The organism is Kitasatospora sp. NPDC001683 (assembly GCF_053596495.1).
Genome location: NZ_JBSFGK010000004.1, coordinates 41,850 through 65,590 on the forward strand (window position 1 = coordinate 41,850; position 23,741 = coordinate 65,590).

The 23,741-nt window shown below is 70.6% G+C and carries 19 protein-coding genes; 5 read left to right on the forward strand and 14 right to left on the reverse strand.

Annotated features, from left to right (window positions below; genetic code table 11):
• Positions 1-7: 7 nt before the first annotated feature.
• The 3 genes from ACWCYO_RS03045 to ACWCYO_RS03055 form a co-directional block, all read right to left on the reverse strand.
• A complete protein-coding gene (locus ACWCYO_RS03045; RefSeq protein WP_270144399.1) occupies positions 8-730 on the reverse strand; it encodes an ABC transporter permease in 723 nt (240 codons plus the stop codon).
• On the reverse strand, positions 727-1,677 hold the full coding sequence (locus tag ACWCYO_RS03050) for an ABC transporter ATP-binding protein (RefSeq protein WP_270144401.1): 951 nt from the start codon (positions 1,675-1,677) through the stop codon (positions 727-729). Before ACWCYO_RS03050 ends, ACWCYO_RS03045 begins: the two co-directional genes overlap by 4 nt.
• A gap of 198 nt (positions 1,678-1,875) precedes the next feature.
• Positions 1,876-4,029, reverse strand: a complete 2,154-nt coding sequence (locus ACWCYO_RS03055; RefSeq protein ID WP_449783157.1) for a prolyl oligopeptidase family serine peptidase — start codon at positions 4,027-4,029, stop codon at positions 1,876-1,878.
• Positions 4,030-4,342: 313 nt separating this feature from the next.
• On the opposite strand from ACWCYO_RS03055, the gene ACWCYO_RS03060 reads away from it, so the two are divergent.
• The 5 genes from ACWCYO_RS03060 (at position 4,343) to ACWCYO_RS03080 (ending at position 10,422) form a co-directional block, all read left to right on the forward strand.
• On the forward strand, positions 4,343-4,537 hold the full coding sequence (locus ACWCYO_RS03060) for a DUF2304 domain-containing protein (protein WP_270144405.1): 195 nt from the start codon (positions 4,343-4,345) through the stop codon (positions 4,535-4,537).
• 31 nt (positions 4,538-4,568) lie between these two features.
• The gene (mshB, locus tag ACWCYO_RS03065; protein WP_270144407.1) at positions 4,569-5,492 is read left to right on the forward strand and encodes an N-acetyl-1-D-myo-inositol-2-amino-2-deoxy-alpha-D-glucopyranoside deacetylase; all 924 of its coding nucleotides are present in this window, start codon (positions 4,569-4,571) and stop codon (positions 5,490-5,492) included.
• The gene (locus ACWCYO_RS03070; protein WP_270144409.1) at positions 5,489-5,947 is read left to right on the forward strand and encodes a DUF6113 family protein; all 459 of its coding nucleotides are present in this window, start codon (positions 5,489-5,491) and stop codon (positions 5,945-5,947) included. The genes mshB and ACWCYO_RS03070 overlap by 4 nt, the downstream gene beginning before the upstream one ends.
• Before the next feature lie 239 nt (positions 5,948-6,186).
• Entirely contained in the window at positions 6,187-8,565 is a 2,379-nt protein-coding gene (locus tag ACWCYO_RS03075; protein WP_449783158.1) for a peptidoglycan binding domain-containing protein, read from the forward strand.
• Between the two features lie 135 nt (positions 8,566-8,700).
• Positions 8,701-10,422, forward strand: a complete 1,722-nt coding sequence (locus tag ACWCYO_RS03080; RefSeq protein ID WP_449783159.1) for an ABC transporter family substrate-binding protein — start codon at positions 8,701-8,703, stop codon at positions 10,420-10,422.
• Positions 10,423-10,431: 9 nt separating this feature from the next.
• Here the strand turns inward: ACWCYO_RS03080 and ACWCYO_RS03085 are convergent, their stop codons facing one another.
• The 11 genes from ACWCYO_RS03085 to ACWCYO_RS03135 all read right to left on the reverse strand — a co-directional run bounded on the left by ACWCYO_RS03085 (position 10,432) and on the right by ACWCYO_RS03135 (position 23,446).
• Positions 10,432-11,481, reverse strand: coding sequence for an ABC transporter ATP-binding protein (locus tag ACWCYO_RS03085; RefSeq protein ID WP_449783160.1), 1,050 nt, complete (start codon positions 11,479-11,481; stop codon positions 10,432-10,434).
• Between the two features lie 153 nt (positions 11,482-11,634).
• The gene (locus ACWCYO_RS03090) at positions 11,635-12,783 is read right to left on the reverse strand and encodes an ABC transporter ATP-binding protein (protein ID WP_449783161.1); all 1,149 of its coding nucleotides are present in this window, start codon (positions 12,781-12,783) and stop codon (positions 11,635-11,637) included.
• Positions 12,773-13,831, reverse strand: coding sequence for an ABC transporter ATP-binding protein (locus ACWCYO_RS03095; RefSeq protein WP_449783162.1), 1,059 nt, complete (start codon positions 13,829-13,831; stop codon positions 12,773-12,775). The genes ACWCYO_RS03090 and ACWCYO_RS03095 overlap by 11 nt, the downstream gene beginning before the upstream one ends.
• Positions 13,832-13,847: 16 nt before the next feature.
• Positions 13,848-14,762: an ABC transporter permease gene (locus ACWCYO_RS03100; RefSeq protein WP_270151023.1), complete on the reverse strand. Its 915-nt coding sequence runs from the start codon at positions 14,760-14,762 to the stop codon at positions 13,848-13,850.
• A 76-nt stretch (positions 14,763-14,838) separates the two neighbouring features.
• Entirely contained in the window at positions 14,839-15,765 is a 927-nt protein-coding gene (locus ACWCYO_RS03105; protein WP_270144420.1) for an ABC transporter permease, read from the reverse strand.
• A gap of 98 nt (positions 15,766-15,863) precedes the next feature.
• Positions 15,864-17,486: a peptide ABC transporter substrate-binding protein gene (locus ACWCYO_RS03110; RefSeq protein WP_270144422.1), complete on the reverse strand. Its 1,623-nt coding sequence runs from the start codon at positions 17,484-17,486 to the stop codon at positions 15,864-15,866.
• Between the two features lie 226 nt (positions 17,487-17,712).
• Positions 17,713-18,729: an ABC transporter ATP-binding protein gene (locus ACWCYO_RS03115; RefSeq protein WP_270144424.1), complete on the reverse strand. Its 1,017-nt coding sequence runs from the start codon at positions 18,727-18,729 to the stop codon at positions 17,713-17,715.
• Complete coding sequence (locus tag ACWCYO_RS03120; RefSeq protein ID WP_270144426.1) at positions 18,722-19,774, reverse strand: ABC transporter ATP-binding protein; 1,053 nt, start codon at positions 19,772-19,774, stop codon at positions 18,722-18,724. The genes ACWCYO_RS03115 and ACWCYO_RS03120 overlap by 8 nt, the downstream gene beginning before the upstream one ends.
• A 19-nt stretch (positions 19,775-19,793) precedes the next feature.
• Positions 19,794-20,738, reverse strand: coding sequence for an ABC transporter permease (locus ACWCYO_RS03125; protein ID WP_270144428.1), 945 nt, complete (start codon positions 20,736-20,738; stop codon positions 19,794-19,796).
• On the reverse strand, positions 20,731-21,657 hold the full coding sequence (locus tag ACWCYO_RS03130) for an ABC transporter permease (RefSeq protein ID WP_270144430.1): 927 nt from the start codon (positions 21,655-21,657) through the stop codon (positions 20,731-20,733). Before ACWCYO_RS03130 ends, ACWCYO_RS03125 begins: the two co-directional genes overlap by 8 nt.
• A gap of 139 nt (positions 21,658-21,796) precedes the next feature.
• The gene (locus ACWCYO_RS03135) at positions 21,797-23,446 is read right to left on the reverse strand and encodes a peptide ABC transporter substrate-binding protein (RefSeq protein WP_270144433.1); all 1,650 of its coding nucleotides are present in this window, start codon (positions 23,444-23,446) and stop codon (positions 21,797-21,799) included.
• Positions 23,447-23,741: the final 295 nt, after the last annotated feature.

A 23,741-nucleotide genomic window follows, 5' to 3' on the forward strand; every position in this document is an offset into this window, starting at 1 on the left:
TGGATCATCATGCCCGGCGGGTGTCACGCCGGTACAGTGCGGCCGCGGCGGCGACGAACACCGCGAGGAAGGCGGCCAGCCCGGCGACCGCGACCAGGTCCAGGGAGTGCCCGGGCTGGGTGAAGGTGGCCAGCTTGTTGTACAGGAACACCGGGTTGAACTGGGCGTACTTCTCCAGCGAGCCGCTCACCGGGAACCACGTCCCACCGAACAGCGACATCAGCATGTAGGCGATCATCACGATCGTCTGCACCGAGTCCGGCGCCGCCGCGTACCCGAGCGCCACCCCGAGTGCCGCGAACACGAAGCTGCCCAGCCACAGCGCGGCCGCCAGCCCGATCCACTGCGCCACGCTCAACGAGACGCCCTGGCTCGCGCCGACCGCGAAGACCACCAGGATCGCCGGCAGCGTGGTCACCGCGCTCGCGGCGATCTTGCCGAAGGTGAACGCCCGGCCCGGCAGCGCGGTCAGCCGCAGCTGGCGCGTCCATCCGCTCTTGCGCTCCAGCGAGATCCGCTGCGCGCTGCCGGAGAGCACCGAGCCGACCGCGCCGAAGGTGGCCATCGAGACCATGAAGTACGTCTTCACCGGCAGGCCGCCGGCCAGCTTGGTGGAGTCGTAGGCGTGGATGAAGAAGAAGTACATCAGCGCCGGGTAGGCGATGGTGAAGAGCAGGTAGCGCCGGTTGCGGAGGGTCCGCAGGACCTCCAGCTTGATCAGGGTGGTCATCGTGCGCTCTCCTCTACCAGGTCCTGCTCGTCCAGCTCGCCCGTGATGGTCAGGAAGGCCTGCTCCAGGCCCAGGCCGGTCACCTCCAGCCCGCGCGGGTACAGGCCCGCCCGGTAGATCCCGGCGACGCTCGCATCGGCGTCCGCGGTGCGGATCCGCACCGTCCGCACCCCCGGGACCCGGGCGGTGACGTCCAGTGACTGCACGCCCGGAAGCATGCGCAGCACCCCCTCGTCGAAGAACTCGCCGTCCCCGTCGTGGAGTTCGAAGGCGATCCGGCGAGCGCCCGCCCGCGCCTTGATCTCGGCGGAGCTGCCGTCGGCGATCAGCCGGCCCCGGTGCAGCACCAGGACGCGGTCGGCGATCGAGTCGGCCTCCTCCAGGTAGTGGGTGGCGAACAGGACCGTGCGACCGGCGTCGGCCTGTGCCCGCATGCTCGCCCAGAACGCCTGCCGGACGCTGACGTCCATGCCGGTGGTGGGCTCGTCCAGCACGATCAGGTCGCTGTTGCCCGCGATCGCCAGGGCGAACCGGACCCGCTGCTCCTGACCGCCGGACAGCTTGTCCACCCGGCGTTCGGCGATCTCGGTGATCCCGGCGTCGGTCAGCACCCCCGTGACCGACCGACCGCTCGGGTGCACCTTGCAGGCGAGCTCGACCAGCTCGCGGACCTTGACGTCGGCCATCAGCCCGCCGCTCTGCAGCATCGCGCCGACCCGGCCGGCCGCGATCGCCTCCCGCGGGGTGCCGCCGAACAGCGTGACGCTGCCCTGGTCGGGCTCGCGCAGGCCGAGCAGCAGGTCCAGACTGGTGGACTTCCCGGCGCCGTTCGGGCCGAGCAGGGCGACGGTCTCGCCCGGCCGCAGCACCAGGTCCAGCCCGTCCACGGCGCGCACCCGCCCGTAACTCTTGCCCACGCCGCGGAAGGCGGCCACCTCGGTACCCATCGCCCGGCTCCTCTCCCCTGACGGTTGTCGCGTGCGGTCCTGTCCGCACCACCTCAGAGTCCCGCGCGGGCGGGGGCCGACGGCAGTGTCGGCCGTCGTGCCTTCGGCATGACGGATGTCATGCCGGCGGCCGGTACCCCCGTCAGGCCAGTGACATTGACGAGGGGCCGGCCGCCGATCGCGCCGGTCAGGAGGGTGCTACAGCCCCAGCGAGCGCTTCACGAAGTCGACCTGGAGCAGCAGCAGGTTCTCCGCGACCTCCTCCTGCGGGGTCATGTGGGTGACGCCGGACAGCGGCAGCACGGTGTGCGGGCGCCCGGCGGCCAGCAGGGCCGAGGAGAGCCGCAGGGTGTGGGCGGCCACCACGTTGTCGTCCGCGAGGCCGTGGATGATCATCAGCGGGCGCTCCAGCCCGGTCGCGTAGCCGGTCAGCGAGTTGGCCCGGTACACCTCGGGCCGCTCGGCCGGGTGGCCCAGGTAGCGCTCGGTGTAGTGGGTGTCGTACAGCTCCCAGTCGGTCACCGGCGCCCCGGCCACCGCCGCGTGGAACACGTCGGGGCGGCGCAGCACCGCCAGCGCGGAGAGGTAGCCGCCGTACGACCAGCCGCGGATGGCGACCCGGTCCAGGTCCAGCGGGAACTCCCCGGCGAGCGCCTGCAGCGCGTCCACCTGGTCGTCCAGGGTGACCCCGGCGAAGTCGAAGGCGATGGACTTCTCCCAGGCCGGCCCGCGCCCGGGGGTGCCGCGCCCGTCGGCGACGACCACCGCGAAGCCCTGGTCGGCGAACCACTGCGAGTTGAGGTGCGGGTTGTGCGCCTGGACGACGCGCTGGCCGTGCGGGCCGCCGTACGGGTCCATCAGGACGGGCAGCAGGCCGTCGCGCTCGCGGTCGTAGCCGGTGGGCAGGAAGACGGCGGCCGGGATGCGGCGCTCGCCGGCGAAGCGGAACACCGGGCGGGCGGTGATGGCCGGGGTCTCGGCGTACGAGGTGATGGTGGCGACGTCGTCGACCACCACGCCCTCCGGCAGGTCACGGGCGACCTGCACCAGGGTGCCGGGCAGGTCGGGCTCGGCGGTGGCCCGGACGGTGATCCCGCCGGCGTGCACCGCGCTGGTGACGGAGGTGAAGGGGCGGCCGTTGGCGCACTCCCAGGCCAGCTGCTTGCCGTCGTGGCTGATCCGGCCGACGGCGATCCAGCCGGGCTCGGGGTCGGTCTCCCCGGTGCCGCCGGAGGCGCTGAAGAACACCTCCCGCTCGGTGACCGCGACGACCGACCGGACGTGCAGGTCGGCCCCGGTGACGGCCTGGTCGCCGACCACCAGCGCCCGCACCCCTCCGTCGTCGGAGATCCGGACCAGCTTGCCGTCCGGGGTCCAGGCCGGTGCGCCCGGGAAGGCCTCCAGCCAGGCCTCGTCGCGCTCCTCGAACAGCACCTCGGTGCCGCCGGTGGCCACGTCCAGGCCGAGGATCCGCTGGGCGCGCTGGTCGCGGGACTGGACCAGCAGCAGCGGCACGCCGCCCTTGGACCAGTGCACCCGGGCCAGGTACGGGAAGGCCTCCTGGTCCCAGGACACCTCGGTGCGTCCGCCGTGCAGGTCGAGCAGCCACAGGCCGACCTCGGCGTTGGCGGTGCCGGCCGCCGGGTACGCGACCTCGGCGGGCGCGCGGTCCGGGTTGGCCGGGTCGGCGATCCACCAGCGGCGCACCGGGCTGTCGTCGGCGCGCTCGACCAGCAGCCGCTCGCCGTCCGGGGACCACCAGAAGCCGCGGTCGCGGTCGATCTCCTCCTGGGCGATGAACTCGGCCTGACCCCAGGTGACGTTCGGGCCGTCCGGCTCGGCGAGCGCCCGGTCGTCGGTGCCGTCGGTGCGGGTCAGCCGCAGTTCGCCGGCGGTGTTGGCGTAGGCGACGTGGGCGCCGTCCGGGGAGAGCCGCGGGTCCAGCAGCGGGCCCTGGGCGGGCAGTTCGCGGGCGACGCCGGTGATCAGGTCGGCGGTGAACAGCCGGCCGGACAGGGCGAAGGCGGCGAGCTCGCCGTCCCCGTCCAGGGCGTAGCCGACGATGCCGGCCGAGCTCTCCCGGCTGCGCTCGCGGCGGGCCTTCTCGGCGGGTGAGAGGTCCTCCTCGCCGCCGCCGAGCAGGACGGCGGGGTCGGCGGCGATCCGCTCCTCGCCGGTGGCGGTGTCGAGGGTCCAGAGCAGGTTGGCCCGGTCGCTGCCGGAGCGCGAGCGGAGGAAGACGACCCGCGAGCCGTCCGGTGCGACGGAGAAGGAGCGGGGGGCGCCGACGGTGTAGCGCAGGGTCCGCGCGTACTGCCGGGGGAAGGTGTCCGCAGGGGTGTGGGAGGTCATGGCACCAGACCCTACGACGGCTGACTCCGACTGCCCGGTGACTGACCATCACTCGTTCGGAGCATCGCCCCCAGGTACGCCCCAAAGAGGTCCAAACCCCCTCCGACCGGCCCACGCGCCCCTCGAGTGCCCGGGTACCCCGGCGCGCGTCGACTCACTGAATGTAATGCTCCCCTTACCCATCGGGTATGACTGGTCACGCGAGTGATCGTCGGGCCCCGTCCCGGGCCCCGGTCACCCGACCCCGATTCCCGTACGGTCCCACCGCCGGCCCTCTCCAGGGGCCGGCGCCCGAGAAGGGGTACGAGCCGACATGGCCATGAACGTCTCCGCCGTCATGCTGATGCTGACCATCGTGGTGGTGCTGATCCGCCGTTCCAGCCTGAAGCTGGGGCACGCCGTCGTCTGCGCGCTGCTCGGCTTCTACCTGGCCTCCAGCTCGATCGCCCCGTCGATCAGCCAGCTCACCACGAACCTCGCCGGGATGCTCAACGGCCTGAAGCTCTGACCCCTGCGGGCTGGTGGTTAGGCTTCCTCCCATGACCGCGACTACCGGCCGCCGCCTCCTCCTGGTGCACGCCCATCCCGACGACGAGTCGATCGGCAACGGCGCCACCATGGCCCGGTACGCCGCCGAGGGCGCCCGGGTGACACTGGTGACCTGCACCCTCGGCGAGGGCGGCGAGGTGATCCCGCCGGAGCTCGCCCACCTGACCGCCGATCGGGACGACACCCTCGGCGCGCACCGGATCGGCGAGCTGACCGAGGCGATGCGCGCCCTCGGCGTCACCGACTTCCGCTTCCTCGGCGGCCCGGGGCGCTACCGCGACTCCGGGATGATGGGCGTGCCCGAGAACGACGCCCCCGGCTGCTTCTGGCGGGCCGACGTGGACGAGGCGGCGGACCACCTGGTCGCCGTGGTCCGCGAGGTCCGGCCGCAGGTGCTGGTCACGTACGACGACAACGGCGGCTACGGGCACCCGGACCACATCCAGGCGCACCGGGTCGCGATGCGCGCGTACGAGCTGGCCGCCGATCCGGCGCACCGTCCGGAGCTGGGCGCCCCCTGGCGGATCGCCAAGGTGTACTGGAACCGGATGCCCAACTCGGTGCTCGCGGCCGGGCTCGCCAGGACCGCCGCCGAGTCGGCCTTCCCCGGCACCGCCCAACCCGCCGACGTGCCGGGGGTGGTGGCCGACGAGGTGGTCACCACCGTGCTCGACGGCTCCGGGTACGCCGGGCACAAGGCCGCCGCGCTGGCCGCGCACGCCACCCAGATCACCGTGAACGGCGCCTCCTTCGCGCTCTCCAACCACCTCGGCCAGCCGCTGTTCGCCACCGAGTACTACCAACTGGTGCGCGGCCAGGCCGGGCCGGAGCGGCCCGAGCGCGACCTGTTCGCCGGCCTGGCGGTCACCGACCCGACTGCCGGCGAGACTCCCAGCGAGGTGAACGCCCGATGACCGCGCCCGCCGCCAAGCCGAAACGCCGTTCGATCGCGGTGGCCGCCCTCGGCACCCGCCAGCAGCGGCTGGCCGAGCCCCAACCCCCGCGCGCCGCCCGGATCGCGGCGTATGTCCTGTTCTTCCTGTTGGGCATCGCGGTGTCGGTCTGCGGATCCTTTGTGCAGGCCCTGTGGCCGCCCGTGGGAGTTCTGCTGGCGCTCGCCGCCACCGCCGCGACCTTCTACGCCGGCCTGCGGGTCACCGGCACCCGGCTGGGCGCCGCGCTGCCCGCGGCGGGCTGGTTCCTGGCGATGCTGATGCTGATGGTGCCCCGGCCGGAGGGCGACAACGTGCTGTGGTCCAACGCCACCTCGCTGGCCTGGCTGTTCATCGGCTCGATCCTGGGCGTGATCTGCGCCACCCTGCCGACCCGCACCAGCTGGTTCCCCGGCGTGCCCAACCCCCCTCGCTGACCCCGGCGGCCAGCCGCGTACGGTAGCGCACACAACGCGCAGTCAGGACCACTCCGCCGTACTCTCATACCGGAGGAACCGGACGTATCAGGATCTGTCCGAAGCCGTTCACCGCTCAGTTCTTCCCAGTATGGTGGTCCCGCAGTACGTCGTACCCGACCGCCGTTTGCCCCAGGCCCGGCGACCACGAACCGCGGTCGCGCCGCACGGCCCGCCCGCGAACCCGGAGCAGAGCAGCATTGAGCAGCCGCGAATCTGACAACGCCAACCCGACGCCCCGGCGTACGGGTCCGGACGCCTACCCGTCGGGCACGCCGCCCTACGGCACCCCGGGCCTCCCCGGCGGCGACCGGGCCGGGGCCGACGCCGGGTCGGGCGGCGAGGACGACGGTCCGAAGACCGAGACCACCCTGACCACCCGGGTCCGGATCAACATCCCCGGCTCGCGCCCGATCCCGCCGGTCGTCGTCCGCAGCACCGTCAAGAACGAGACTGCCAGGAACGATGATGGCCCGGCCGAGCAGGCCCGGTCCGCCGAGCCGGGCAGCCCGCGGCACCGCTCCGCGCCCGCCTCGCCCGTTCTCGGCGTGATGGACGGCAGTCGCTCGGCCACCCCGCCGAACCTGCCGCCGGAGTGGCAGATCCCGCCGATCCCGCCGGCCACCTCGGAGTCCGAGTCCACCGGCGCGTGGTTCCGGCCGCGGCAGAAGAAGGCCCCGGCCGCCGAGCCCGCCCCGGCCGCGGTGGCGGCCGGCGCCCCGAGCGCGTCGGAGGCCCCGGCCGCGCCCGGCACCGCCGCCGAGGTCCGTCCGCAGTCCGCCCCGAACGGCGCCCGCCCGGCCCCGGCCCCGGCCGCCGGTACCGCCCGTCCGAACGGCCGCCCGCTGCCCGGCCAGGGCAAGGCGCCCGCCCCCGCCGCTCCCGCTTCGCCGTACGGCGCCGGGGCCCCGGGCGAGGAGCCCGGGGTGTACGAGGCCGCCGACCCGTTCGCGCCGGTCGCCGACCCGTTCGCCCCGACCGGCCACGACGCCGGTGCCCGCGGCCCGCGCGGCGGCCGTCCGCAGCAGCAGGCGCCGCGGCAGGGCGCGCCCCGGGCGAACGGTGCCCGGCCGAACGGGGCCCGCCCGAACGGCCCGCAGCAGGGCGGGCTGCCGCAGGCCGACCCGCTGGCCGGACCGAACCCGGACGACACCTCGGTGGACGGCTTCGCGCCGATCCGCGAGAACACCCCGCCGCCGGCCGCCATACCCGGCCTGCCCCGCGACGGCGTCCCGCGCGGCGCCGACGACCGTCCGCAGCCGGGCCTGTTCGCCTCGGCGCCGACCGGCGCCGACCCGTTCGCCACCCAGCGCCCGGCCGCCCCCGGCCAGGACCCCTTCGCCACCCCGGCGGGCCCCGGCGGGCTCTTCCCGGGCGCGCCCCAGCCCGCCGCCGGCGGGCCCCGGCAGGCCGGCCGCGACCCCGAGGCGACCGAGGTCACCCCGCTGCCGACCCCGGCCCCCGGCCCCGGCTCCCCGGCCGCCTCCGGCGGCCCGGGCGGTCCCGGCGGCCCCGCAGCCCAGTCCGTCGCCGGGTCCGTGCCCGGTGCGACGCCCGTTCCCCCGCCCGGCCCGGCCCCCGCGAAGGCCGAGCCGGCCGCTCCCGCCAAGGCCAAGGCCAAGCGCGGCGGCGCGAAGAAGCTCGTCAAGCTCGGTGTCTACGCCTTCGGCGGCGTGCTCTTCCTCGGCGCCGCCGCGTACGGCACCGGCCTGATGCTCAACCAGTCCGACGTTCCCAAGGGCACCGTGGTGCTCGGCACGGACATCGGCGGCAACAGCCGTGACCAGGCGATCCACGCGCTGGACGCGTCCGTCGGCAAGGCCGGGCAGCAGCCGCTGAAGCTGAAGATCGGCGACCAGACGGTCGACCTCGACCCGACGGTCGCCGGGCTGACCTTCGACACCACGGCCACCGTGGACGGCCTCGCCGCGCACGACTACAACCCGGTCGCCGTGATCGAGTCGATCCAGGGCGGCACCAAGGCCGTCGCCCCGGAGGTCCGGGTCGACCGCGCCAAGCTCAAGGCCGCGCTGGACTCGCTGGCGGCCGGCTCGGGCCAGGGCCTCCAGGAGGGCTACGTCAAGTTCGCCGACAACGGCGACCCGGTCGTCGTCCCCGGCAAGGCCGGGCAGGCGGTGGACTCCAACGCCGCCATGGACGTGGTCGAGCAGGCCTACCGCGACCGCGCCGCCGGCAAGCCCGACCAGCCGATCGCGCTCGCCGTCACGGCCGCCCAGCCCAAGGTCTCCACCCAGGCCCTGCAGGCCGCCGCGGACAGCCTCGGCAAGCAGGTGACCAACGGGAAGATCCACCTCCTGGCCGGCACCAAGCCCTGGGACTTCGGCGCGAAGACCGCCGCCAAGGCGCTCACGCTGGCCCCGGACGCCTCCGGCAAGATCGCGCCCAAGTGGGACCTCGACGCGCTGAACTCCCAGCTGAACGGCGTGTTCGACAAGGTGAAGATCAAGAAGAACGGCCAGACCGCCGCGATCACCCCGCAGGACGTCGCGGACGCCGTCACCTCGTTGTTCGACAAGACCGGCGACAAGGAACGCACCTACAAGTTCACCGTCGCCTGACGGGCCGGGCACGAACGAGGGGCGGGACCGCCGCATCGAACGGACGCGGCGGTCCCGCCCCTCGACAACTCCCCCTCCCGGTCAGCAAGATGTGACGCCACACCATCCGTCACAGTCACTCCGGGAGCCACGCCGATGGGCCACCGCCTCCAGCACCACCGGACGGCGCTGCTCGCCGGTCTCACCGTCCTGACGCTCTCCCTCGCACTCTGCTCCTGCTCCTCCGGGCCGGACGGCGCGGCCGCCGACGCGCTGCCGAGCGCCGCCGCCACGGTGCCCAAGCTCACCTCGATCGACATCAACGCGCACGACCGCGCCCAGCTGCGCCAGGGCGGCACCCTGAACCTGGCGATCGCCCAGTTCTCCCACCAGTGGTCGCCGATCCACAGCGACGGCACCGAGTCCTCGACCGTCGCCGTCAGCAAGCCGCTGCTGCCGACCTTCTTCCGCTCGGACGCGGCCGGCACCCAGACCGTCAACCCGGCCTACCTCCAGGAGGCCCACGCCGAGGTCAGGGACGGCCACCAGGTGGTCACCTGGACGCTCAACCCGAAGGCCCACTGGTCCGACGGCACCCCGATCACCTGGCGCGACATCGAGGCCAACTGGCACGCCCTGAACGGCAAGGACCCGGCCTACCGGCCCTCCAGCACCTCCGGTTTCGAGCTGGTCAGCTCGGTCGAGCGGGGCAAGGACGACTTCCAGGCCGTGATGACCTTCGACCGGCCGTTCTCCGAGTGGCAGTCGATGTTCAACGGCGCCGCCAACGCCCCGCTGCTGCCCGCGAGCAGGGTCTCCACCCCGGACCTGTTCAACTCGGCCTACCTGGACGCGATCCCGCTCACCGCCGGCCCGTTCAAGGTCGACCGCCTGGACCCGGCCGCGCAGACCGTCACCCTGGTGGCCGACCCGAACTGGTGGGGCGACAAGCCGATGCTGGACCGGATCGTCTTCCACGCCATGACCCCCGACGCGATGGGCGCCGCCTTCGCCAAGGGCCAGATCGACCTCTTCAACAACGGCCCCGACCTGGCCGGCTACCAGGTCATCAAGAACACCAAGGGCGCGGCCGTCCGCCGGGCCGGCGGGCCGGACTTCCGGCAGCTCACCCTGAACGCCCGCAGCCCGCTGCTGGGCGACGCGACCGTCCGCCAGGCCGTGTTCCAGGCGATCAACCGGGACGCCCTGATCCGCGCCGACCTCAACGGCCTGGACTGGCCGGCCGTCCCGCTCAACAACCACCTGCTGGTCGCCAACCAGAACGGCTACCGCGACAACTCCCTCGGCCTGTCCCGCTTCGACCCGGCCGAGGCCGCCCGCAAGCTGGACTCGGCGGGCTGGAAGCTCGACGGCGACGTGCGGAAGAAGGACGGCCACGAGCTGAACCTGCGGATGATCGTTCCGGCCGGGGTCGCCGTGGCCCAGGGCGAGTCGGCCTCCATCTCCAGGATGCTCAAGGACGTCGGCGTCAAGGTCACCCCGGTGACCGCCGCCCCCAACGAGTTCTTCGACAAGTACGTCAACCGCAACGACTTCGACATCGCCGTCTACGCCCTGCTCGGCACCCCGTTCCCGGCCAGCGGCAGCCGCGCCAGCTACGCCCAGAACAGCGCCAATAACCGCGCCGGCGCGGGCAGCGCCGCGGTGGACGCCGCTCTCGACCGGGCGGGCGCCGCGCCCGACGCCGGCACCGCCTCCGAGGCGATCAACCAGGCCGACGGCGAACTCTGGAAGGTGGCCGGCGTGCTGCCGCTCTACCAGCGCCCGCAGCTGTTCGGCGCCCGCGCCGACCTCGCCAACATCGGTGCGCAGGGCCTGTCCGACATCGTCTGGGAGAACGTCGGCTTCACCAAGTAGGCCCCCGCCTCAGCCGTGCAGGGTCTCCCGCCAGTAGTGGCAGGCACTGCGTCGGCCCGGCAGCTCGGCCCCGTCCTCGTCCGCCACCGGCACCAGCGGCGGGAGTTCGGTCAGGCAGCGGTCCTGCACCCGGTCGCAGCGGGGGTTGAAGGCGCAGCCCTCGGGGATCCGCAGCAGGTTGGGCGGCAGGCCCTTGATGGCGTGCAGGTTCTGGCCCTTCTGGTCCAGCCGCGGGATGGAGTCCAGCAGGCCCCGGGTGTACGGGTGGGCCGGGCGTGCGTACAGCTCGTGCACCGGGGCGGTCTCGACGATCCGGCCCGCGTACATGACCGCGATCTTGTCGGCGACGTCGGCGACCACGCCCAGGTCGTGGGTGATCAGGATGAGCCCCATGTGGAACTCGGCCTGCAGCTCCGCCAGCAGGTCCATCACCTGGGCCTGGACGGTCACGTCCAGCGCGGTGGTGGGCTCGTCCGCGATGATCAGGTCCGGTTCCAGGGCGAGCGCCATGGCGATCATGATGCGCTGGCGCATGCCGCCGGAGAACTGGTGCGGGAAGTCGCCGACCCGCTGCTTGGCCGCCGGGATGCGCACCCGGTCCATCAGCTCCACGGCCTTCGCCCGGGCCTCGGCACGGGACAGCCCCTGGTGCGTCCGGAACATCTCGCCGAGCTGGTAGCCCACGCTGAGCACCGGGTTGAGGGCGGACAGCGCGTCCTGGAAGATCATCGCGATCTTCCGGCCCCGGACCGTCCGCCGGAGCTTGGGGCTCATGGTCAGCAGGTCCTCGCCCCGGAACAGGATCCGCCCCGCGGTGATCCTCCCGGGCGGCGTGTCCAGGATGCCCATGACCGCCTGCGCGGTCACCGACTTGCCCGAGCCGGACTCGCCCAGCACCGCCAGGGTCTCCCCCGCCGCCACCGAGTAGCTCACCCCGTTGACGGCCTTGGCGACGCCGTCCTGGGTGTGGAACTCGATGTGCAGGTCGTCGACCTCCAGCAGTGGGGTCCCGGGCACCAGGTTCTCCCGACCGCCGCCGGTCACCTCCACCATGTCCATCCGGGCAGCCCTCCTCAGCGCAGTGGCGAGCATCGACAGGCGCAGAGCAACTATCAAGGAACGGCGCGCACTTGGGGAGGCTGTGGGAGATCTCGGTTGCATCACGGCGAAGGGCGCGCCCTCGGCGCGAGGACGCGTCCCGGGTGCGCGAGGTCAGTCCGCGCCCTGTCCGTTCTCGCGCTCCGCCGCGCTCTGCCCGATCTCGCGCTCCGCCGCGCTCTGCCCGATCTCGCGCTCCGCCGCGAAGTGACACGCCGAGTCGTGGAACGCCGCCCCCTCCAGCCAGCTCGGCGAGGCCAGCAGCGGCACCTCGACCACGCACCGCTCCTGCGCCTTCCAGCAGCGGGTGCGGAACCGGCACCCCGAGGGCGGGTTGGCCGGCGAGGGCACGTCCCCGGTGAGCACGATCCGCTCGCGGGACTCGCGCGCCGTCGGGTCCGGCACCGGCACCGCCGAGAGCAGCGCCTGGGCGTACGGGTGGGTCGCGTGGTCGTAGATCTCCGTGTCGCTGCCGATCTCGACCACCTTCCCCAGGTACATCACCCCCACCCGGTCGGAGATGTGCCGGACGATGGAGAGGTCGTGGGCGATGAACATGTACGACAGGTTGAACTCGCCCTGCAGCTGCTCCAGCAGGTTGATCACCTGCGCCTGGACGGACACGTCCAGAGCGGAAACCGGCTCGTCGCAGATGATGATCTCCGGCTTGAGCGCCAACCCCCTTGCGATGCCGATGCGTTGGCGCTGGCCGCCGGAGAACTGGTGCGGGTACCGGTTGATGTACTCGGGGTTGAGCCCGACCACGTCCAGCAGGTCCTGGACGGCCCTGCGGCGGTCACCCCTGGGCGCCACCTCGGGGTGGATCTCGTACGGCTCCCCGATGATGTCGCCGACCGTCATGCGCGGGTTCAGCGAGGTGTACGGGTCCTGGAACACCATCTGGATGTTGCGCCGGACGGCCTTCAGCGCGCTGCCGGACAGCCGGGAGATCTCCTCCCCCTTGTACCGGACGGACCCTCCGGTGGCCGGTTCCAGGTTCATCAGCACCTTGGCCAGCGTGGACTTCCCGCAGCCGGACTCGCCGACGATGCCGAGCGTCTCGCCCTGCATCAGGTCGAAGCTCACCCCGTCCACCGCCTTGACCGCGCCGACCTGCCGCCTGAACAGCACGCCCCGGGTCAGCGGGAAGTGCTTGACCAGGTTCCGGACCTCCAGGATCGGCTCGCCGCGCGGCACCTCCTGGTCGAAGGCGGCTTCCTGCGGCACCGCCCCGCTCGTCGCGCTGGCCCCGTTAGCGGTCATGGAGGGTCTCCTTCCAGAAGAAGCAGGCGCTGCCGCGCCCCTCCAGCGGTGTGCCGTCGTCCTCGGCGACCGGAAACAGCTCCGGCACCTGGACCCGGCAGACGTCCTGCGCCCGGGGGCAGCGCGGGTTGAAGGCGCAGCCCCTGGGGATCCGCAGCAGGTTGGGCGGCAGGCCCTTGATGGCGTAGAGCTCCTGGCCCTTCTGGTCCAGCCGCGGGATGGAGTCCAGCAGGCCCCGGGTGTACGGGTGCGCGGGCCGCGCGTACAGCTCGTGCACCGGGGCGGTCTCGACGATCCGGCCCGCGTACATCACCGCGATCTTGTCGGCGACGTCGGCGACCACGCCCAGGTCGTGGGTGATCAGGATGAGCCCCATGTGGAACTCGGCCTGCAGCTCCGCCAGCAGGTCCATCACCTGGGCCTGGACGGTCACGTCCAGCGCGGTGGTGGGCTCGTCCGCGATGATCAGGTCCGGTTCCAGGGCGAGCGCCATGGCGATCATGATGCGCTGGCGCATGCCGCCGGAGAACTGGTGCGGGTAGTCGTTCACCCGCTGCTTGGCCGCCGGGATGCGCACCCGGTCCATCAGTTCGACGGCCTTGGCCTTCGCCTCCGCGCGGGAGGTGCCCCGGTGGGCCCGGTACATCTCGCCGAGCTGGTAGCCCACGCTGAGCACCGGGTTGAGGGCGGACAGCGCGTCCTGGAAGATCATGGCGATCTTCCGGCCCCGGATCCTCCGCCGCTCGTCCTTGCCCATCTTCAGCATGTCCCGGCCGCGGAAGCGGATCTCCCCGCGCGGGATCCGGGCCGGCGGCATGTCCAGGATGCCCATGATCGCCTGCGCGGTCACCGACTTCCCGGAGCCGGACTCGCCCAGCACCGCCAGCGTCTCGCCCGCCCGGACGCTGTAGTTGACCCCGTTGACGGCCCGGGCGACGCCGTCCCGGGTGACGAACTCGACGTGCAGGTCCCGTACGTCGAGCAGCGGCCCCTCGTACGGCACCTCCCGCTCGTGCCTGCCGGTGTCGGTTTCCACGGCTGTACTCACGACGCGCTCCCCTCGCTCAGCGAAGCTTCGGGTCGAGGGCGTCGCGCACCGCGTCGCCCATCATGATGAAGGCCAGCACGGTGACGGAGAGCGCCGCGGCCGGGAAGAACAGCACGTACGGTGCCGTGCGGATCACCTTCTGGGCGGAGGAGATGTCGATGCCCCAGGAGATGGTCGGGTCCTGCAGACCGATGCCGAGGAAGCTCAGCGTCGCCTCGGTGGCGATGTAACCGCCGAGCGCGATGGTGGCGACCACGATCACCGGGGCGATCGCGTTCGGCAGGATGTGCCGGAACATCAGCCGCCCGGTCCCGGCGCCGAGCGCCCGTCCGGCCATCACGTAGTCGGACTGCTTGACGGTCAGCACCGCGCCGCGCATGACGCGGGCGATCTGGGTCCAGCCGAGCACGCCCAGCGCGATGACCACGCTCCACACCGTGCGGGTGCTGAAGGCGTTCAGCAGCACCAGGGCGCCGAGCAGCAGCGGGATGCCGAAGAAGATGTCGACGATCCGGGAGATCACCGCGTCCACGGCGCCGCCGAAGTACCCGGCGACCATGCCGGTCAGCCCGCCGAGCACGGTGACCGCGGCGGTCACGCAGATGCCGACGGTGACCGAGGCGCGAGCGCCGTAGACGACCCGGGCGAAGATCGAGCGGCCCTGGGCGTCGTAGCCGAACCAGCCGGCCCCGAACACGTCGCCCCAGTCCGGCCGGCGCAGGTAGTCGTTCACCAGGTCGGCCTTGCGCGGGTCGGCGTCGGTGAAGGCGTACGGGAAGATCGCCATCACCACCAGCAGCAGGATCAGCACCGCCGAGAGCAGGAAGATCGGCCGCCGGCGCAGGTCCCGCCAGGCGTCGCCCCAGAGGCTGCGGGCCTCCTCCCGCTTCTCCACGTCGCGTTCGACTAAGGTCTCCTGCTCGACCGCCATGCCCTGCTCGCCCGCGTAGTCCAGGCGCGAGACGCCGGGCTTGGGGTGCGGTTCGTACGAGTCCTCGTCGTGGATGTCAGACATAGCGGATCCTCGGGTCCAGGACCGCGTAGAGCAGGTCGACGAGCAGGCTGGCGACCAGGTAGACGATCACCAGGACGGTGACGATGCCGACCACGGTGGGGCCTTCCTTGGTGTTGATCGCCCGGTACAGGACGTTGCCGATGCCCTGCACGTTGAAGATGCCCTCGGTGACGATCGCGCCGCCCATCAGCGCGCCCAGGTCGGTGCCGAGGAAGGTGACCACCGGGATCAGCGAGTTGCGCAGCAGGTGCCGGAAGACGATGGTGCGCCGGGGCAGGCCCTTGGCGACGGCCGTGCGCATGTAGTCGGCCCGCAGGTTCTCGCCGATCGAGGTCCGGGTCAGCCGGGCCACGAAGGCGAGCGAGAGCGAGCCCAGCACGAAGGCCGGCAGGACGAGTTGGGAGAGGTCGTAGCTGTCCTGCACGGTCGGGGTGACCCAGCCGAGATTGGTGGCGAAGACGGTCTGCGCGATGTACGCCAGCACGAAGACCGGGATCGAGATCACCACCAGGGTCAGGACCAGCACCAGGGTGTCCGGGATGCTGCCGCGCCGCAGTCCGGAGACCACGCCGAGGGTGAGGCCCAGGATCACCTCGAACACGAAGGCCAGCAGCGCGAGCCGGATGGTGACCGGGAAGGCGCCGGCCATGATGTCCGAGACCGGGCGGCCGGTGAAGCTGGTGCCGAAGTCGCCCTGGAACAGGTTCCCCATGTAGTGCAGGTACTGCTTCCAGAGCGGCTGGTCCAGGAAGTACTTGTGCTTGATGCTGGCCACCACCGCCGGGTCGGCCGCCTTCTCGCCGAACAGCGCCGACACCGGGTCGCCCGGCAGCGTGTAGACCATCACGAAGATCAGCAGCGTGGTACCGAAGAACACCGGGACCATCTGCAGCACCCGCCGCAGCACGTAACTGCCCATCCGAGCCTCCTTCCAGGGCTTGCCGACCGGGGGCGGTCGGCCGAGCGGACCGGGCCCCGCCCTCCGTGCGGGGAGGGCGGGGCCGGAGTGGGGGCGGGTCAGCCCTTGACCTCGACCTCGGTCCAGGCCGGGTTGCCGAAGGAGTCGAACTTCACGTTCTGCACCTTGGTCGAGTAGCCCGAGTTGGTGCGGTAGTACCAGAGCGGGATGGCCGGCATGCCGCTCGGCAGCACGGCCTCGGCGCTCTGGTAGCCGCTCACCGTGTCGGCGACGCTGGCGGCCGCGTCGGCCTTGGTGGCCGCGTCGTCGAACTGCGGGCTGCTGTAGCCGAAGTCGTTGGAGGCCGCGCCGGTGCGGTACACGTCGGACAGGAAGTTGGCGTTCAGCGGGTAGTCCTGCACCCAGCCGGTGCGGAAGGCGCCGTTGAGCTGGTGGCTGGTGATCGCCGCGCGGGCGGTCTTGAAGTCGGGCTTCGGGTCGCCCAGGCAGTCGACGCCGGTGTTCTGCCGGATCGAGTTGCAGACCGCGTCGACCCACTCCTTGTGGCCGCCGTCCGCGTTGTAGGTGATCAGCAGCTTGTTGCCGGGGACGCCGCCGCCCTCCTGGATCAGCTGCTTCGCCTTCGCCGGGTCGAACTTGCAGAAGTCGCCGCAGGCGCCGTCCTTGTAGCCCTCCACGCCCTCCGCGACCCAGGCGGTGGCCGGCTTGCGGGAGCCCTGCAGCACGGTCTTGGTGATGGTGCCGCGGTCGATCGCCATCGACAGGCCCTGGCGCACCTTGGCCTTGTCCGGCGAGGACCAGTCGGACTGGTAGAGCGTGAAGCCGATGTTCTGGATCGCGCCCTGCGGGGCGTCGATGGCCCGGTCGCCGAGGTCGCTCTTGTACGTCGCCAGCGCGGACGGCGGCACCTGGTCCATCACGTCCAGGTTGCTGGACTGCAGGTCCGCGTAGGCGGCCTCGGACGTGTTGTACATCTTGAAGACGATGCCGCCGTTCTTCGGCTTGTCCACGCCCTGGTAGCCCGGGAAGGTCTTGGTGACCACCTCGCTGTTGTGCGCCCAGCTGACGAACTGGTACGGGCCGTTGCCCACCGGCTTCTGCCCGTACCCGGCCGGGTCCTTGAAGAAGCCGTCCGGCAGCGGCGAGAAGGCGATGTAGCCGAGCTTGTACTCGAAGTACGAGACCTTGTGGCTCAGGTTGACGGTGAAGTGCAGGTCGTCGGTGACGGTCAGTCCGGACATCTTGTCCGTGGTGGGCTTCCCGTTGGTCGGGTGGACGTCCTGGTAGCCCTCGATGTCGGAGAACCAGGAGCTGTTGATCTGGCCGTTGGCCGGGTTGGCGCCCCAGTTCCAGGCGTCCACGAAGTTCTTGGCGTGCACCGGGGTTCCGTCGTGGAACTTCCAGCCGTCCTTCAGCGTGACCTTGAAGGTCTGCGAGTCGCTGGTGTCGATCTTGTCCGCGACCTGCATCCGGATCTTGGCGGTGCTCGGGTCGTAGTCCACCAGCCCCTTGAAGAGGTTCTGGATGATGCGACCGCCGCCGACCTCGTTCGCGTTGGCGGGCTGCAGCGGGTTCTGCGGCTCACTGCTCTGGTAGCTGAAGGTCTTGCTGGCGTCCGACGAACTGGTTCCGCCGCCGCCGCCGCTGCTGCACCCGGTGGCCACCAGGACCACGGACGTCGCAGCGGCGAGGACCAGGCGAGCGCGGGCGGCTACGGGCATGGAGGTCCCTCCTCAGGGGTGTGTGTCGCATCACACCCCATGAGAAGCGCGCCCCGGCGACGGCGCGAGCCGGGTGCACCCGGACGGGTGCCGCGACCCGCTGCCGAGTTGACGCGGCGCCGGATCGGCGCAGTGCCCCGCCGGAAGCCCGGTCGCAAGCCCGGTCGGAACGCCGGAAGGGCCCGTGGCCGAAAGCCACGGGCCCTTCCGGGTGCGTACGGGCGGGTCAGGCCGCGGCCGACTCCCGGACCTCGGCGAAGTGGCAGGCCGACTCGTGCGCGGCCGGGCCCTCCAGCGTGGTCGGGATCGCCAGCAGCGGGACCTCCTCCGCGCAGCGCTCCTCCGCCTTCCAGCAGCGGGTGCGGAAGCGGCAGCCGGACGGCGGGTTGGCCGGCGAGGGGATGTCCCCGCTGAGGATGATCCGCTCGCGGGACTCGCGCGCCGTCGGGTCCGGCACCGGCACCGCGGAGAGCAGCGCCTGGGTGTACGGGTGGGTGGCGTTGTCGTAGATCTGCTCGTCGGAGCCGATCTCGACCATCTTGCCCAGGTACATCACGCCGACGCGGTCGGAGATGTGCCGGACGATGGAGAGGTCGTGCGCGATGAACATGTACGACAGGCCGAACTCGCCCTGCAGCTGCTCCAGCAGGTTGATCACCTGCGCCTGGACGGACACGTCCAGGGCGGAGACCGGCTCGTCACAGATGATGATCTCGGGCTTGAGCGCGAGGCCGCGGGCGATGCCGATGCGCTGGCGCTGACCGCCGGAGAACTGGTGCGGGTACCGGTTGATGTACTCCGGGTTCAGACCCACGACGTCCAGCAGGTCCTGGACGGCCTTGCGGCGGTCGCCCTTGGGCGCCACCTCGGGGTGGATCTCGAAGGGCTCCCCGATGATGTCGCCGACCGTCATGCGCGGGTTCAGCGAGGTGTACGGGTCCTGGAACACCATCTGGATGTTGCGCCGGACGGCCTTGAGGGCCGAGCCCGACAGCTGGGAGATGTCCTCGCCCTTGAACAGCACCTGGCCGGAGGTGGCCCGCTCCAGGTTCATCAGCACCTTGGCCAGCGTGGACTTGCCACAGCCGGACTCGCCGACGATGCCGAGGGTCTCACCCTTCTTCAGCTCGAAGGAGATGCCGTCGACCGCCTTGACGGCGCCGACCTGCTTCTTGAACAGGATGCCCTGGGTCAGCGGGTAGTGCTTGACCAGGTCCTTGACCTCCAGGATGTTCTCAGCCATGGAGGGTCTCCTTCCAGAGGTGGCACGCGCTGCGGCGGCCGGTGAGCTCCTTGCCGTCCTCGTCCGTCACGTGGTGCAGCGCCGGGATCTCCGTGCGGCACAGGTCGGTGGCGACGTCGCAGCGGGGGTTGAACGCGCAGCCGGCCGGAACCTTCAGCAGGTTCGGGGGCAGGCCCTTGATCGCGTACAGCTCCTGGCCCTTCTGGTCCAGACGCGGGATCGAGCGCAGCAGGCCCTTGGTGTACGGGTGCGCGGGGTTCGCGTACAGCTCGTGCACCGGGGCGGTCTCGACGATCCGGCCCGCGTACATCACCGCGATCTTGTCCGCGACGTCGGCGACCACGCCGAGGTCGTGGGTGATCAGGATCAGGCCCATGTTGTACTCGGCCTGGAGCTCCGCCAGCAGGTCCATCACCTGGGCCTGGACGGTCACGTCCAGGGCGGTGGTGGGCTCGTCGGCGATGATCAGGTCGGGCTGCAGCGACAGCGCCATGGCGATCATGATGCGCTGGCGCATGCCGCCGGAGAACTGGTGCGGGTAGTCGTTCACCCGCTGCTTGGCGGCGGGGATGCGCACCCGGTCCATCAGCTCGATGGCCTTGGCCTTCGCCTCGGCCTTGGAGGCGCCCTGGTGCACCCGGAACATCTCGCCGAGCTGGTAGCCCACGTTGAGCACCGGGTTGAGGGCGGACAGCGCGTCCTGGAAGATCATCGCGATCTTCCGGCCGCGGATCCTCCGCCGCTCCTCGTTGCTCATCTTGAGCATGTCCTGGCCGCGGTACAGGATCTCGCCCTGGGTCACCTTGCCCGGGGGCATGTCCAGGATGCCCATGATGGTCTGGGCCGTCACGGACTTGCCGGAGCCGGACTCGCCGAGCACGGCGAGGGTCTCGCCGGCCGCGACGGAGTAGTTGACGCCGTTCACGGCCTTGGCGATGCCGTCCCGGGTGTGGAACTCCACGTGGAGGTCCTTGACCTCCAGGAGCGGGGTTCCGACTTCGAGACGGTCGCTCTTCTGGTTGTTCTTCTCGATCACGGTGGTCATCGGGTCGTCACCTCTTCTCTCAGCGGAGCTTCGGGTCGAGGGCGTCGCGCACCGCGTCGCCGAGCATGATGAAGGCCAGCACGGTGAGGCTCAGCATGCCGGCGGGGAAGAACAGCGCGAACGGAGCCGTACGGATCACCTTCTGGGCCGAGTTGATGTCGATGCCCCAGGAGATGGTCGGGTCCTGCAGACCGATGCCGAGGAAGCTCAGCGTCGCCTCGGTGGCGATGTAACCGCCGAGGGCGATGGTGGCGACCACGATCACCGGGGCGATCGCGTTCGGCAGGATGTGCTTGAACATGATCCGGCCGGTGCCGGCGCCGAGCGCCTTGGCCGCGGTCACGAAGTCGGCCTGCTTGACCGTGATCACCGAACCGCGCATGACACGGGTCATCTGGGTCCAGCCCAGGGCGACCAGCGCGAAGACCACGCTCCAGACGGTGCGCGAGGTGAAGGCGTTCAGGATCACCAGCGAGCCGAGCAGCAGCGGGATGCCGAAGAAGATGTCGGTGACGCGGGAGACGATCGTGTCGACCCAGCCGCCGAAGTAACCGGCGACCATGCCGGTGATGCCACCGAGGATGGTCACACCGAGGGTCACGCAGATGCCGACCACCACCGACGCGCGGGCGCCGTACAGGACGCGGGCGTAGATGCTGCGCCCCTGGAGGTCGTAGCCGAACCAGTCCGGCTGGAAGAAGTGGCTGTAGTTCGGCTTCGTCAGGTAGTGGTTGCGCAGGTCGCCGGCGCGCGGGTCCACCGAGGTGAACAGGCTCGGATCGATCGCGATGACGACCAGCAGCAGGATCAGCAGCGCGGAGATCACGAAGATCGGCCGGCGGCGCAGGTCCTGCCAGGCGTCGGAACCGAGGCTGCGCGCCTTCTCCGGCTTGGGCTCGGCGACCGCGGCGGCCGCCTGCGCCGGGACGTCCTCGACGTTCTTCTTCTCGGTCAGGTCAGGCATAACGGATCCTCGGGTCCAGGACCGCGTAAAGCAGGTCGACGATCAGTCCGGCAACCAGGTACACGATCACCAGGAAGGCCACGAAGCCGGCGACCGTCGAGCCCTCCTTCAGGTTGATCGCCTTGAAGAGCGCGTTGCCGACACCCTTGACGTTGAAGATGCCCTCGGTGACGATCGCGCCGCCCATCAGGGCGCCGAGGTCGGTGCCGAGGAAGGTGACCACCGGGATCAGCGAGTTGCGCAGCAGGTGAGTGGTGATCACCTTGCGGCGCGGCAGACCCTTGGCCACCGCGGTGCGGACGTAGTCGGCCTTGATGTTCTCGGCTATGGAGGTACGGGTGAGACGCGCCACGTAGGCCAGCGACAGCGAACCGAGCACGAAGGCCGGCAGCACCAGCTGCGTGATGTCGTTGGAGTCCTGGACGGTCGGCGTGACCCACTTCAGGTCGTCCGCGAAGACCGTCTGGAAGATGAAGCCCAGCACGGGGACCGGGATCGAGATCAGCAGCAGGGTGACGACCAGCGCGCCCTTGTCGAACGCCTTGCCGCGACGCAGACCGGCGAACAGGCCGACGCTGACACCCAGCACGATCTCGATGGCGAACGCGAACAGCGCCAGCCGGATGGTGACCGGCAGCGCCTCGGTGATCACGTCGAGCACCGGCCGCCCGGCCAGGGTCTTCCCGAAGTCCCCGGTGAGCATGCCCCCCATGTAGTCGAAGTACTGCTGGAGCATCGGCTTGTCCAAGCCCAGCGCGTGCTTCCGGGCAGCAAGCTGGGCCGGGTCCGGCGCCTTTTCGCCCCACAACGCTGCCACCGGGTCGCCCGGCAGCGCGTGCACCATCATAAAGATGAGCAAGGTCGTTCCGAAGAAGACCGGGATCATCTGGAGCAGTCGCCTCGCGACAAAACGCCCCATCGTGCCTCCATGTATGGCTCTGCTGGGCCCGTCAACCCAGAGAGATAAGTCGGCGTGCCAACGGCCGGTACCAGTCCTCGCCCTTGTGGGGATGGGACGGGCACCGGCCGTTGGCACTGGGTCAGGCGGTGCCGACCGATTACTTCTTGACCTCGACGTCGGTGAAGACCGGGTCGCCGAAGGAGTCGAACTTCACGTTCTGGACCTTGTTGGAGTAGCCGGAGCTGGTCTTGTAGTACCAGAGCGGGATGGACGGCATGTCCTTGGCCAGAACGGCCTCGGCCTGCTGGTACAGCTCGGCGGTCTTCTCGACCGAGGTCGCGGCGTCCGCCTCCTTCGCCAGCTTGTCGAACTCCGGGCTGGAGTAGTGGGAGTCGTTGGAGGACGCACCGGTGCCGTAGACGTCACGCAGGAAGTTGGCGTTCAGCGGGTAGTCCTGCTGCCAGCCGGTCCGCATCATGCTCGGGACCTGCTGCTTGGTGACGAGGTCGCGGACGGTCTTGAAGTCCGGCTTCGGGTCACCGATGCACTCGACGCCGGTGCTCTGCCGGATCGAGTTGCAGACCGCGTCCACCCACTCCTTGTGGCTGCCGTCGGAGTTGTACATGATGCTGAGCTTGCCGCCGGGGACGCCACCGTTCTCGGTGATGAGCTGCTTGGCCTTCGCCGGGTCGAACTTGCAGGCGTCGCCGCAGGTGCCGGCCTTGTAGCCCATGACGCCGGGCGCCACGAACGCGTCGGCGGCCTGGCGGTTGCCGTTCAGGACGGTCTTGGTGATGGTGTCGCGGTCGATCGCCATCGAGATGCCCTGGCGGATCTTGGCGGCCTTGTCCTTGTCCAGGGAGGACCAGTCCGCGTTGTACAGCGCGAACGAGATGTTCTGGATGGCGCCCTGCGGCTGGTCGACGGCGCGCTTGCCCAGGTCGTCCTTGAACTTCGGCAGGTCGGTCGAGTCGACCTGGTCCAGGACGTCCAGGGTGTCGGACATCAGGTCCTTGTACGCGGCCTCGCCGGTGGCGTAGTTGCGGAAGACGATGCCGCCGTTCTTCGGCTTGTTGCTGCCCGCGTACTTGTCGTAGGCCTTCACGGTGATGGCCTTGTTGTGCTCCCACGAGACGAACTGGTAGGGGCCGTTGCCGACCGGCTTCTCGCCGTAGCCGGCCGGGTCCTTGAAGAAGCCCTCGGGCAGCGGGGAGAACGCCGAGTAGCCGAGCTTGTACGTGAAGTACGAGACCGGGCTGGTCAGCTCGATGGTGAAGTGGGTGTCGTCGACGATCTTCAGGCCGGACATCTCGGTGCCGGTCGGGTCGCCCTTCTCCGGGTGGACGGCGTCGTAGCCGACGATGTCGGAGAACCAGGACGAGTTGATCTGGTTGTTCTTGACGTTGGCCGACCAGTTCCAGGCCTTCACGAAGGACGCGGCGGTGACCGGGGTGCCGTCGTGGAAGGTCCAGCCGGACTTCAGCGTGACGGTGTAGTTCTTGGCGTCGGTGGTCTCGATCTTGTCGGCCACCTGGTTGCGCAGCGCGCCGGTCGCGGGATCGTAGTCGACGAGCCCCGTGAAGAGGTTCTTGATGATGCGGCCGCCGATGGTCTCGTTGGCATTGGCCGGCTGGAGCGGGTTCTGCGGCTCCCCGCTCTGGTAGCTGAAGACGCCCGCGGCGTTGACCGCGCCGCTGTCCGAGCTGCCCCCGGAGGAGTCGCTGCTACCACTGCTGCTACAAGCAGTCGCGGCGAGCGCGACAGCGACAGCTGCGACAACCCACTTGGCCTGGCTCACACCACGCATCGGTGTGCCTCCTGAATTCGACGTTACGACGAGGAGGGCACCACGGAACGGTTCTCACCGGGCCCGCAATGCCGTCCGCGCTCGTGGTTTCGGCGCGCACCCCTGCGCGTTAACCCTTGACCCGAGCCTGACTGGCTCCACTATCCGTCACGCACGGACACGAAAGTGACCAGTGACGATCTCAATTAGGTCACATGAACAGTCGGTAAGTTTCGAAAACCGGACATTTGAGACATAGCCAGACAGGCACCAAACGGACAGTCGTCACGGATGACGAACTGTCACGTCCGCTCAG